The 12,462-nt window shown below is 74.6% G+C and carries 10 protein-coding genes; 7 read left to right on the top strand and 3 right to left on the bottom strand.

The features are described from left to right. Entirely contained in the window at nt 1-945 is a 945-nt protein-coding gene (locus ABZW10_RS14625; RefSeq protein ID WP_355364219.1) for an ABC transporter permease, read from the bottom strand. A gap of 630 nt (nt 946-1,575) precedes the next feature. Between ABZW10_RS14625 and ABZW10_RS14620 the strand changes: the two genes are divergently transcribed. The 7 genes from ABZW10_RS14620 to ABZW10_RS14590 all read left to right on the top strand — a co-directional run bounded on the left by ABZW10_RS14620 (nt 1,576) and on the right by ABZW10_RS14590 (nt 9,275). After that, entirely contained in the window at nt 1,576-2,529 is a 954-nt protein-coding gene (locus tag ABZW10_RS14620) for a response regulator transcription factor (RefSeq protein ID WP_355364216.1), read from the top strand. A 246-nt stretch (nt 2,530-2,775) separates the two neighbouring features. After that, entirely contained in the window at nt 2,776-3,531 is a 756-nt protein-coding gene (locus ABZW10_RS14615; RefSeq protein WP_355364213.1) for a hypothetical protein, read from the top strand. Continuing rightward, nucleotides 3,531-5,363 (top strand): asparagine synthase (glutamine-hydrolyzing), encoded by a 1,833-nt coding sequence (gene asnB / locus ABZW10_RS14610; protein ID WP_355364210.1) that lies wholly within the window; start codon nt 3,531-3,533, stop codon nt 5,361-5,363. The genes ABZW10_RS14615 and asnB overlap by 1 nt, the downstream gene beginning before the upstream one ends. A 5-nt stretch (nt 5,364-5,368) precedes the next feature. Continuing rightward, nucleotides 5,369-5,977 carry a flavin reductase family protein gene (locus ABZW10_RS14605; protein WP_355364207.1) on the top strand — a complete coding sequence of 203 codons (609 nt, stop codon included), beginning with the start codon at nt 5,369-5,371 and terminating at the stop codon, nt 5,975-5,977. Further along, nucleotides 5,974-7,485 (top strand): 4-hydroxyphenylacetate 3-hydroxylase N-terminal domain-containing protein, encoded by a 1,512-nt coding sequence (locus tag ABZW10_RS14600; protein WP_355364204.1) that lies wholly within the window; start codon nt 5,974-5,976, stop codon nt 7,483-7,485. Before ABZW10_RS14605 ends, ABZW10_RS14600 begins: the two co-directional genes overlap by 4 nt. Further along, on the top strand, nt 7,482-8,324 hold the full coding sequence (locus ABZW10_RS14595) for a class I SAM-dependent methyltransferase (RefSeq protein ID WP_355364201.1): 843 nt from the start codon (nt 7,482-7,484) through the stop codon (nt 8,322-8,324). Before ABZW10_RS14600 ends, ABZW10_RS14595 begins: the two co-directional genes overlap by 4 nt. Before the next feature lie 90 nt (nt 8,325-8,414). Further along, nucleotides 8,415-9,275 (top strand): helix-turn-helix transcriptional regulator, encoded by an 861-nt coding sequence (locus tag ABZW10_RS14590; protein WP_355364198.1) that lies wholly within the window; start codon nt 8,415-8,417, stop codon nt 9,273-9,275. A 73-nt stretch (nt 9,276-9,348) separates the two neighbouring features. Here the strand turns inward: ABZW10_RS14590 and ABZW10_RS14585 are convergent, their stop codons facing one another. Both ABZW10_RS14585 and ABZW10_RS14580 read right to left on the bottom strand, forming a co-directional pair. After that, nucleotides 9,349-10,584 (bottom strand): MFS transporter, encoded by a 1,236-nt coding sequence (locus ABZW10_RS14585; RefSeq protein WP_355364195.1) that lies wholly within the window; start codon nt 10,582-10,584, stop codon nt 9,349-9,351. A gap of 297 nt (nt 10,585-10,881) precedes the next feature. After that, nucleotides 10,882-12,447, bottom strand: a complete 1,566-nt coding sequence (locus ABZW10_RS14580) for an AAA family ATPase (protein ID WP_355364192.1) — start codon at nt 12,445-12,447, stop codon at nt 10,882-10,884. Between the last annotated feature and the right edge of the window lie 15 nt (nt 12,448-12,462).

Genomic DNA, 12,462 nt, shown 5'->3' with positions numbered 1-12,462 from the left:
TCAGCTCCGCACGCGCGGGTCGATCGCCGCGTGCGCGGCGTCCACCAGCAGGTTGATCCCGACGAAAGCGACCGCCACCACCAGCACCCCGCCCTGGACGAGCGGCAGGTCGCGGGCGGTCAGCGCGTCGTACAGCAGCCGGCCGACGCCCGGCCAGGCGAACAGGGTCTCCACGAAGACCACGCCCTCCAGCAGGTAGGCGAGTTGCAGGCCGCCGATGGTCAGCAAGGCCGGCGAGGCGTTGTGCACGCAGTGCCGCAGCACCGCGAACCGGCTCAGGCCGCGGGCCCGTAGGCTGTCCGCCAACTCCCCCGCCAGCACGGTGGAGAGCGCCGCCCGGAACACCTTGGCCGTCAGGCCCAGCGGTACGAGTGCCGCCGCCACGGCGGGCAGCACCAGGTGGCGCAGCAGGTCGCCCGCGCCGCCGCCGCCGAACACGTCGTGGGTGCCGCCGGCCGGCAGCCAGCGCAGGTTGACCGCGAACACCGCGATCAGCAGCAGCGCCACCGAGTACTGCGGCGCGGAGACCGCCAGCGTGCCCAGCGCGTCGCAGAGCCGGCCCAGCGGGCCGTTCGGCCGCAGCGCGCCGAGGGCCCCCAGCAGCACCCCGCCGGCCAGCACCAGCAGGAAGGCGGCGCCGGCCAGCAGCAGGGTCTGGCCGAGCGCGGAGCCGAGCAGTTCGGCCACCGGGCGCTGCGCCGAGATGGAGACCCCGAGGTCGCCGCCGGCCACCCCGCCCAGCCAGCCGAGGTAGCGCAGCGGCAAGGGCTCGTCCAGGCCCAGTCGTTCGGACAGCTCGTGGCGGGCCTCCGGCGGGGCGCCCGGTCCCAGCAGCGCGGTCAGCGGATCGCCCGGCACCAGGGCCACCGTGGCGAACACCACCACCGTCACCCCGAGCAGGGTCGGCACCGCGAGCAGCAGGCGGCGCAGCAGGAACCCGGTCATCCACGCACCCCTCGGGGCTGGGCCGCGCCGGGTCGGGCGGCCGTCCGGTGGTCGGCGGCGGGCATGGCGGAATTCCTTTCCGGACGGGGCCGGTGGCACCGGCGGGCAGTCTGCGGGGGACCTTCGAGGGGGCGGCCCTGGCGGCGGGCCGGGACGCGCCGGAACGGTCCGGGGCACGTCGGAAACGGCTCGGCGCACCGGGTGGGCGGCGGAAGGCCGACGTCATGAAGGTCGCGGATGGGCGGCGTTGACAGCCAGTCAGCAGTTCATGCTGTTACCCCCGGTCATAGGATCGGCCGCGCGGGGCAGCCGGCTACCGCCTCCGCCGGACCGCCGTCCCGTCCTTGACCTGCTACGAGGCCCGGAACTACCCTGTCGGCATGGCAATCCGGCGGACCGGCTACACCCTGGTCGGTATCGGCGGCTCGTGGCACCGCAGGTGTTTCGACGAGCTGTGTCCTCGCGCTCTCCAGCGCTGACGCCGAGCCCCGACCCCGGCAGCAGCGCTCCCGCACCAGGCCCGTACGCCCCGCCGCCCGCCGCCTCCGGCCCGCGACCTCCGTACCAGGCCCCGCCGCAGCAACCGTGCCCACGAGCCGGCCCGCCACGTCCGAGGGAACCGCACCCGCCATGCCGCAGTACGCCCTGTCGCAGTACGCACCCGCCCAGTACGCCCCCCAGCGCGCCCTCCCCACCGGCGCCCGCGACCCGCATCCGCACCGGACCCCGCACCGGGGCAGCGCCCGCCGGCTCTCGCACATCGGCGTCGGCCCGGTGATCGGGGCCGAGGCACTGCACAGCGAGATCGACAACCCGCTCGACCTGATCGCCGGTCACCAGCTGCTGGCCGAGCCCGGCCCGCAGCCCGCCGCACCGGCCGCCGCCTGCGACTGCGGGCACCCGGTGTGCGGCAGCGAGGAGGCCGCGGCCGGCGCCACCCGGGTCTTCCTGGTCGAACGGCACCCCGTGGCCAGTGCCGGCCTGCGGTCCGTACTGGCCACGGCGCCGGGGCTGACCGTGGTCGGCAGCACCGGGGACCCGGCCGCCGCCGTGGCCGCCGTCCGCCGGGTCCGGCCGGACGTCGTCCTGCTGGGCCGGGGCGCCTCGCTCGGCGAGGACCTGGCCGCCGCCGTCGCCCTGCGCGGGCCGGAGGGCGCCCCCGACACCCGGGTCGTCCTGCTGAGACGCGCCGAGTCCACCGCCGAGGCCAGCCGCATCCTGCTGGCCGGCGCCGTCGGCTGCTTCCCGCTGGACCTGCCCGAGGACCGCATCATCGGCGCCGTCCAACTCGCCGCCGCCGGCGGCTCGGTCTTCCTCCCCGCCCCGCCCCCGGCCCGCGTCCACCCCGCCAGCCTGGCCGGCCAGGCCGCCGAACCGGCCCTCCAGCAGGTCGGCCTGACCGAACGCGAACGCGAAGTCCTCGCCCAGCTCGCCCGGGGCCTCAGCAACGCCGAGATCGGCCGCGAACTCGCCCTCGCGGAAGCCACCGTGAAGAAGCACCTCACCTCCGCCATGCGCAAGACCGGCCACTCCGACCGCCTCCGCGCCGCCCTCTACGCCCACCGCCACGGCCTCGCCGGCTGACCCACCACCGACCTCAGGGGCGCGGGGAACCGCACGCAGCACCGGACCCCCGACCCGCACCCGACCCGCCCGCAACCACCCCCACCCGCCCCGCTCCCGCCCCAGCCACCGCACGCCCCCGAGGGCGACCTTCGGCGCACTCCCGGTCTCCGATCGTCGCCACCAGTGGGTCCGTTCGGGGCTACTCCCCCCACCACTCCCCTTCATACGGTTGCGACACCGCGATCCGCCGAAGGGAGTGACCCGTTGAGCATTCCGCCCGAGGGTGCCGTACCGCCCGCGCCGGCCACCGCCGTTCTGCCGGTGGCCGGCCCCGGTCTGCCGCCCGAGCTGCCCCCGTCCCCGTACCGTTCGATGTCGGACGCCGAGCGTTCGGCGCTGTGGCGCCGCCGCCTGCACGAGGCCGAGGCCGGCCTGACCAGGTTCCTGGTGTCCCGCGGGGACGAGGTCCACCTGACCGACTGGTTCGCCCTGCAGTCCGCCGTGTTCGCGGACCTCCCCGAGGAGGGTTCGGCCCGCGCGCCCGAGTGGCAGCGGGTGTTCTTCCGGGGCCAGGCGCTGATGGAGCGCTTCCTGGTGTCCCGGTACGGCGAGCCGGTGCTCGCCGAGTGGGCCCGGTCGAACGCCGAGGTGCACCGCGAGGTGGAGCCGGACTACGGCCGCGGCGCCGCCGACCCGATGCACCGCCTCGCCCGCCAGGCCGAACTCTACGGCTCCGACTACGAGTTCGACGAGGACCACAGCACCGCCCGGGGCCCTGCGGAGCACTCCGCGTTGACCATCACCCACTGCGCCATCTGGGACTACCGCGAGCAGGCCCGCCGCTCCGGTGTCCGCCTCACCCTGGCCTCCCCCTGCACGTACTGCACGGAGGCGGTGTCCTCCAATATCCGCGCCAAGGGCTTCCGCCCGGCCGTCCGGCTGCTGAGCGGCCCGACGGGCCACGGCTGCCGCTGGGAGGCCTCGGCCCCTTCCGATTCCGACCCCCGCCAGGAGGCGTGATGTGCGGTGTGACAGGCTGGCTGGACTGGGAGGCGGACCTGCGCCGCGAGGAGCGGACGGTCCGGGAGATGACCCGCACCCTGGCGTGCCGGGGCCCCGACGCCGAGGGGGTGTGGCTGTCCCGGCACCTCGCGCTGGGCCACCGCCGGCTGTCGGTGATCGACCTGGACGGCGGCGTGCAGCCGCTGGCGGACGCCCCGCACGCCCCGCAGGCCGTCCTGGGCTACAACGGCGAGCTGTACAACCACCGCGAGCTGCGGCGGGAGTTGGAGGCCCACGGGCACGTCTTCCGGACGGACTCGGACACCGAGGTGCTGCTGCGCGCGCATCTCCAGTGGGGCGCCGCCGCCCCCGAGCGCTTCAACGGAATCTTCGCCTACGCCCTGTGGAACGCCCGCGATGAGGAACTGCTGCTGGTCCGGGACCACCTGGGGATCAAGCCGCTCTACTGGCACGCCCACCGCTCGGGGGTACTGTTCGGCTCCGAGCCGAAGGCGCTGCTGGCCAATCCGCTGTTCCGCGCCGAGCTGGACGCCCAGGGCGTGGCCGAGCTCTTCGCGCTGCCCGCCGCCCCGACCGCCGGCCACGGGCTCTTCCGGGGGCTGAACGAGGTCCGGCCGGGCCGGCTGGTACGGGTGACCAGGTCCGCGACCACCGAGGTCCGGTACTGGCGGCTGGAGTCGCGCCCGCACGAGGACTCTCCGGAGCGCACCCGGGCGACGGTCAGGGAGCTGCTGGCGGACGCGGTGGAGCGGCAGTTGCTGAGCGATGTGCCGCTCTGCACCCTGCTGTCCGGCGGGGTGGACTCCAGCGCCATCACCGCGCTGGCCGCGATCGCCCGGGAGCGGGCCGGCCAGGGCAAGATCACCAGCTTCTCGGTGGACTTCCCCGGCAGCGCCGACCGCACCCCGGACGCCTGGCGCACCACCCTGGACGCACCGTACGTGCAGGCCGCCGCCGAGCACATCGGCACGCTGCACACGGCCGTCCTGGTGCCGGACGACGACCTGCTGCCCGCCCGGGACGTGGTGCTGGCGGCCCGCGACCGGCCGGGCTGGGGCGAGATGGACGCCTCGCTGCACCTGCTGTTCCGCGAGGTGCGCCGGCGTTCCACGGTGGCGCTGTCCGGCGAGGCGGCCGACGAGATCTTCGGCGGCTACCCGTACTTCCACGACGCGGCGGCGCTGGCATCCGGCACCTTCCCCTGGCTGCACGGCCGCGCCACCCCGGCCGACCTGCTGCGCGCGGAGGTGGCGGCCGAGGTCCGCCCGGCCGAGTACACCGCCGCGGCCTACCGCGACTCGATCGCCGAAGTCCCGCGCCTGGCTCACGAGTCGGCGGCGGACGCCCGGGTGCGCGAGGTGTTCCACCTGGCGCTGACCCGCTGGCTGCCGCCGCTGCTGGACCGGGTGGACCGGGTGTCGATGTCGGTCGGCCTGGAGGTCCGGGTGCCGTTCTGCGACCACCGGCTGGTGGAGTACCTGTGGAACGTCCCCTGGGCGTTGAAGGCGCCGGAGGGCAGACCGAAGGGCCTGCTGCGGGACGCCGTCCGGGACCTGCTGCCGCCGCAGGTGGCGGACCGGCCGAAGAGCGGCTACCCGTCCACCCCGGCCGTCCGCTACACGGAGGTGCTGACCGAGCGGGCGCAAGCCCTGCTGGCCGACCCGCAGGCGCCGGTCTTCGACCTGGTGGACCGGGCCGCCGTACGCCGGCTGCTGGCCGAGGGCCGGCCGCTGCCGAGCCCCCGCACCGCGCCCAACCCGGTCGGCGGCCTGGACCACCTGGTGCAGCTGGACGAGTGGCTGCGCGCGTACCGGGTGGCGCTCCGATGAGCCCCGTGCGCAGGCACCGGCCGGTGGAGCCGCAGGACGTCCGGGCGGCCGCCCGCCACTGGACGACCGGGGTCGCGGTGCTCACCGCCCGGGACGGCGACGAGGTCTTCGCCAAGACGGTCTCCTCCTTCGGCACGCTCTCCCTGGACCCGCCGCTGGTCAGCGTGGCGGTGGCCGCCCGCAGCCCGCTGGCGGCGGCCGTCCGGGACTCCGGCCGGTTCGCGGTCTCGGTGCTGACCGCCCGCCAGGAGGCCGTCGGACGCCGCTTCGCCACCCCGGGCGCGGGCCGGGCGCTCGGCATGTTCACCACCGTGCCGATGCGGCCGGAGGTCACCGGCGCGCCGGTGGTCGACCACTGCCTGGCCTGGTTCGACTGCCGGCTGCACGCGATCCTGCCCGGCGGCGACCACGCCCTGCTGCTCGGCGAGGTCGTCGCCACCGACGGCGCCCCGGGCGAGCCGCTGCTGTACCACGACGGCCGCTACCGCGCCCTGGCCGACCCGCTCACCGATCCGGCCCTCACCGATCCGGCCCTCACCGCTCCCGCACCCGCCCCCACCGACAAGCAGCCCACCGACGCCCCGACCATGACTTCGACAGGAGCCACCGCATGACCCTGCTGGACACGCCGGCCACCGGACGGGGACTGCTCACCGGCGAGCGGTACCTGGCCGAACTCGACGACGGCCGCGAGCTCTACCTGGACGGCAAGCGCGTCGCCAACCCGGCCGAGCACCCCGCCTTCCGCCCCGCCGCCCTGGAGCTGGCCCGGCTGCTCGACCTCCAGCACGACCCCGAGCACCGCTCCCTGCTGACCGTGCAGGACCCGGACACCGGCCGCCGGATCGCCCGCGCCTACGCCCCGCCGCGCACCCTGGAGGACCTGCGCCTCCAGCGCCGCAGCGCCGAGTTCTGGCACGCCGAGGCGCTGGGCCAGCACGGCCGCTCGCCCTCCTTCATGGCCTCCATCGCGCTCGGCGTCTACGACTTCCGCCACCAGCTGGCCCGCAACGACGAGCGGTTCGGCGCCAACGCGGAGGCCTGGTACCGGCACTGCGCCGACAACGACCTCGTCCTCTCGCACGCGCTCGGCGACCCGCAGATCGACCGCTCCGCCGATCCGGTGGAGGAGCCCGACCTCGCCCTGCGCGTCCTGGAGGAGAACGAGCGCGGCATCGTGGTGCGCGGCGCCAAGCAGCTCACCACCCTCGCCCCGCTGGCCCACGAGGTGCTGGTCTACCTCTCCGCCTCCTTCACCCAGCGGCGCGGCGAGCAGTTCGTGGTCTGGTTCGCGCTGCCGCTGAACACCCCCGGCCTGGTCACCCTCTGCCGGGAGCCGCTGGGCAGCACCCCGTGGGGCCACGACCACCCGCTCGGCGCCAAGTACGACGAGCAGGACGCGATGCTGTTCTTCGACGACGTGCTGGTGCCCTGGGACCGCGTCTTCCTGCTGCGCGACGGCGAGCTGGCCCGGGCGGGCCTGGGCCGGATCAACGCGTGGAGCGCCTACATCGGCCACGTCCGCTACCGGGAGCGGCTGCGCACCCTGCTGGCCACCGCCACCCTGGTCGCCGAGTCGATCGGGGTGAAGGGCTTCCGCAACATCCAGGAGGACCTGGGCCGGCTGGCCGGGTACGCGGAGCTGACCGAGTACTTCCTGGACGCCGCCGAGGCCCGCGCCCGGGTCACCGACAGCGGGCTGCTGGCCCCGGGCGACACCGCCGCCAGCCGGGTCTGGTCCGCCGAGGTGGCGGCGAGCGCGGTGGAGATCGTCCGGAAGATCGGCGCCTCCGGCCTGCTGATGCAGCCCACCGCCGGCGACCTCGCCAACCCCCGGCTGCGCCCGCACATCGACCGCTACATGCGCGGCAAGGACATCGACGCCGAGCACAAGTCCCGCCTGTTCAGGCTGGCCTGGGAGCTGACCGGCGACGGCTTCGGCCAGCGCCAGGACCTCTACGAGTACGTCCACCGCGGCGACCTCGCCCGCAACCGGATCAACATCTTCAACCGCTACGACCAGAGCAGCACCCGCGAACGGCTGCTGCGCCTGATCGACACCGCCCCCGAGCCGCACGCCGCCACCGCGGCCGGCACCGCCCCCGAGGAGGCCCGGCAGTGACCGCATCCGCCATCGAGATCCAGGCCGGCACGCTGGCCGGCTACGCCGACGCCAGCCGGCTGCGCCAGGTCCAGGACCGCGACTGGGTCCTCGACCAGGTCACCGGCAGCCCGCAGACCCTGGTCGACCTCGGCAGCGGCATCGGCCAGCTGCTGGAGACCGCCCTCGACCGCCACCCCTCGCTGCGGCTCGCCGTCGGCCTGGAGCGCTCCGAGCACCGGATAGCCGAGGCCACCGAGCGGCTGACCCGCTTCCCCGGCCGCACCGTCCTGCACCGGGCCGACCTGACCGATCCGAAGCCGCTGGACGTCCGGGCCGACGTGGTCACCATGACCTCGGTGCTGCACTGGCTGTACCCGGTGGAGCACCGCGTCTTCCGCTGGGTGGCCGACCGGCTGGCCCCCGACGGCCGCTTCCTGCTCACCACCTACCACCCCGCCCGGGACGCCCACGGGCTCGGCGGCGAGGACGAGATCGTCCGCGACGCGCTGATCGCGACCGGCACCGAACCCGCCCTGGTGCCGCAGGTGTTCAGCGAGGGCGAGGTGCTGCCGATCGCCACCCGGACGCGTACGGTCGAGGACCTGGCCGAACTGCTCGGCGAGTTCTTCACCGTGGAGTCGTACCTGGAGCGGGACGCCGTGGTCACCGTCCGGGACGCCGCCCAGTACGAGCACTTCCACGCGGCCACCTTCGGCGACTACTACAGCCGGCTGGTGGCCCCCGCCCTGCGGCCCGCCTTCTTCACGGCCGTCGGCGAGAGCGCCGCCCGCCGCCAGGCCGAACGCGGCTGGGTGAGCCACATGCCGGTACGGCTCTGGCGGTTGGCACCGCGCTGATCCACCCGCGCCACCGGGCGCGACCCGCCCGTACGGCTGCCGCTCTAGTCTGAGGTACGACGCAGCCCCGCCCCCCGAGGAGCCCACGCCATGTCACCTCCCCTCGCCAGCCAGGAGCTCGGTGCTTTCCTGCGCGCCCACCGCGAGCAGCTCAAGCCCGCCGACGTCGGCCTGCGGTCCACCGCGCGCCGCCGCACCCCGGGCCTGCGCAGGGAGGAGGTGGCCTCGCTCTCGGGGGTCGGGCTCGCCTGGTACACCTGGCTGGAGCAGGGCCGGGTGACCGCCTCCCGGCAGGTCCTGGAGGCGGTCACCCGGGCGCTGCGGCTGGACGCGGCCGGGCTGCGGCACGCCATGCGGCTGGCCGGCTACCACGAGCCGGCCGCCCCGGCGGACGGCGCCGCCGCCCGGCTGGCCGGCGCCGTCCAGCCGGTGCTGGACTCCTGGCCGGCCAGCCCGGCCGTGCTGCTGGACCGCCACTTCGACCTGCTCGGCTGGAACGCCGCCTGGGCCGCGCTCTGGGGCCCGCCCGAGGCCGTCCCCGCCGACCGGCGCAACCTGATGTGGCTGATGGCGGCCGACCGCCGGCTGCGCGGTGTGCTGCACGACTGGGAGCCGCTGGCCATGAACGTCTTCCAGCACTTCCGCGCCCAGGCCGGCCCGGCCCTCGCCGACCCGCGCACCGGCGAGCTGTACCGCCGGCTCGACCAGGACGCACCGGAGCTGCGCCACTGGTGGGGCTGCCACTCGGTGGCCGAACTGACCGCCCGCACGGTCACCGTGGAGCCGGCCGGCGTCGGGCCCGTCCGGCTCTCGCTCTCCTCCTTCCACCCGGTGGACGACCCCTCCGCCCTGGTGCTGCTCTTCACCCCGGTCGCCGCCGAGGACCGCAGCCGGATGACCGGCCTGGTGGACCGCCCGCTGCGCCCGCTGCCCGTCCAGCAGGCGGGCTGACCGCACCGCCCCGGCACACGCCGAAGCCCGTACGGAACCCCGTACGGGCTTCGGTGCTCCCCTCCGGCGCCGCTCAGCCGGCCACCTGCCGGTTCCGCAGCGAGGTGCTGACCAGCAGGGCCCCGGCCGCGGCCACCACCGCCAGCACCGTGCCGACCACCGGCGTGCTGTCCGCCGCGTCGCCGTAGGCCCCGATCGCCCAGGCACCCAGCCCGGTGCCCGCGTACATGGTGGAGGTCAGCCAGGCGCTGGAGGTGGCCCGCAGCTCGGGGGCGACCGTACCGGCCAGGGTCTGCTGGTCCGTCACGAAGCCGCCGCTGGCCACGAACCAGACGACCACGCCCACCAGCGCCACCACCAGGCCCGGCCCCTCGGCCGTGAGCAGGATGCCGAGCGCCAGCAGCGCGCCCCAGACCGGCAGCAGCGGCAGGTTGTGCCGCCCGGCGGCGCGGGCCCGGTCGCCCAGCCGCCCCCCGAGCAGCGAACCGGCCACACTGCCCGCGCCGACCAGCACGCCGACCAGGCCGAGCGCCTGCACCGAGAGGTCGAAGCGCTGCACCAGCACCACCCCGAGGAAGGTGAACGCCCCCAGGTTGGCGGCGTTGAAGACGGTGTTCACCAGCAGCGCCCGCCGCAGCACCGGGTCGCCCCAACCCGCCAGCAGCGCCCGGACGGCCCCGCCGGAGGCCGGCCGCTCCGCCGCCGGGTCGCCCGCCGGAACCTGCCGCAGCAGCAGCGGCACGGCCAGCGCCGTACCGACGGCCAGCGCCCAGAACGCCGACCGCCAGCCCGCCGCCCCGGCCAGGAACCCGCCCAGCGGGACGCCGATCAACTGGCCGCAGGAGAACAGCGCCATGCCCAGACCCAGCGCCCGGCCCCGGACGGCATCGGGAGCGGTCTCGGCGATGTGCGCCCAGATCGCCGGCCCGGCCGCGGCGGCAGCCAGCCCGGCCAGCGCCCGGGAGAGCACCAGGCCCGCCAGATCGCTGGAGACGGCGGCCCCGACATTGGAGAGCACGAACAGCACCGTCCCGGCCACCAGCGTGCGGCGGCGCCCGAAGCGGTCGCTGAGCAGGCCGAGGAAGGGCGCGAACACCGCGTAGACCAGCACGTACGCGGTGACGCCGGACGCGGCGGCCGCCTCGCTGACCTTGATCGAGTCCGCGATGGTCGGCAGCAGCGGCGAGACCAGGAAGGTCTCGGTGCCGAACAGGAACAGCAGCACGAAGACGCCCGCGTAACGCAACCGGTCGAACGAGGCCGCACCCTCACCGGGCGGGGCTGCGGAGGTAGCGGAGGTACTGGTCAAGGATGATCACTGCCTTCGGGGTGACACAGGGACAGGAAATGCCGCGCAGCCCGGCCATCCTGTCCCCCGGCCACCCCGCCAACCAGTCGCCCGTTCATCCTGTGACCCCCACTCACAGCCACCGCCTCACCGGCCCGCGGGCCCCCGGCTGCGGCACCGGCCGCTGCATGGTGGTGACGGAGGCCACTTCCTGGCTGCGACACCGCATCCTCCTCGCCTGAATCACAAACGGCTACCACCGATGACGGAACGGAGCCGTTCGACGTCCAGACCCCCGGCGCCCGCGTGGGCGGGCGGTTACTCGCTCATGAAGACGACGCGGCGGGGTGTACCGGAGATGCCGGACGTCGTGGTGGCCGTGGTGCGGCCGGCCGGGACGGCTCGGTCGCGGCCCCAGGTGCGGATCTCCTCGATCTGTTCGGGGTTGGTCCGGCTGAGCGGCGTGGTGTTGGCGAAGGTGTCGAGCACGAACGACGGGAGCAGCTTGGCGGCTCCGCCGTTGAGGTGCACCTCGGCGCCGACCTCGTGGAGGGCGGCTTCGATGTCGGAGCCGGCGAATCCCTCGGAGAGGTCGACGAGACGGTCCACCTGGCTCGGGTCGGGCTCGACCTTCACGTACTTGCGGTAGTAGAGATCGATGATCTCCTTGCGGTCCTGTGCGTCGGGGAGATCGACGAAGAAGAGTTCGTCGAACCGCCCCTTGCGGAGGAGCTCGGGCGGGAGGCTGCGGACGTCGTTCGCGGTGGCGACGACGAACGCGCGGGAGTCCGACTCCTGGAGCCAGAAGAGGAACTGGCCGATGATGCGCTGCGGCACGCCGGACATGTCGTGGCTGCCGGCCAACCCCTTCTCGATCTCGTCGATCCACAGGATGCACGGCGCCACCCGGTCGGCGGTCTCCAGCGCTTCCCGCATCCGGCCCTCGGATTCGCCGAGGTACTTGCCGTGGATGCTCGCCATGTCGAGCCGGTAGAGCGGGAGTTGCCACTGCGAGGCGATGGCCTTGGCGGACAGCGACTTGCCGCAGCCGGGCACGCCGACCAGCAGCACGCCGCGCGGCGGCCGCAGGTCGGTGCCGCGCAGATCGGCGTGCATCAGTTCGTGCTTGCGCTGGAGCCATCCCCGCAGGCTGCTCAGGCCCCCGACGGAGTAGTCCGAGGCCTTGAGCTGGACCCGCTCGAGGCCGGCCAGGTCGCTGAAGATCCGGTCCTTGGCCCGGGCCAGCGCGAGGACGTCGTCGCGCTGGACCGATCCCTTGGCGACGATGGTGGCCATCAGGTTGACCGCTTCGGCCTCGGTCACGCCGAGCAGAAACTCCGAGGCGCGGCGCGCGTCGTCCTCGTTCCATTCGATCGGCACCACGCCGTGGTGGTCGTCGAGGAAGCTCTTGATGGTGCCGTACATCTCGTCGGCGTCCGGCAGTTCGAGCTGCAGGCTCATGCCGAGCCGTTGCAGTCCGCTCCAGATCGGGCTGTCGGTGATCAGGACGATGCTGCCGGCGTTGGCGTCGGCCAGCCGGGCGAGTTCGGCGACGTGCCGGGTGAAGTGGGTGTCGGTCTCCAGCCCGTCCGGGTCGACCAGGATCAGGGTGGCCTGCGGGCGGCTGGTGAACTGGGCGGCGGCGAACTCCATGGCGCCGGTCAGGGAGCGGTCGTCCTGGACGGTGGCGTTGGAGCGCAGGTCGCGCAGGCCGGTGGCCCTGGTGTAGATCCAGAACGGCTGGCTGCTGCGGCGCGACCGGGTCGCCACCTCCTTCACCAGCCGCAGCGCCCGCTGCTGCTCGATGGTGCGCAGGCCGATCACCGGTACTCGCGCGGTGAGGTAGTTGTCGAGGTCGTCTCGGCTCTCGGCGTAGTTGGACATCTGGGCCTCGGGTCT

The sequence above is a fragment of the Kitasatospora sp. NPDC004723 genome (assembly GCF_040609255.1).
GTDB lineage: Bacteria > Actinomycetota > Actinomycetes > Streptomycetales > Streptomycetaceae > Kitasatospora.
Note: the sequence above shows the minus strand (reverse complement) of the source record. Positions and strands in the feature narration are given on the sequence as shown.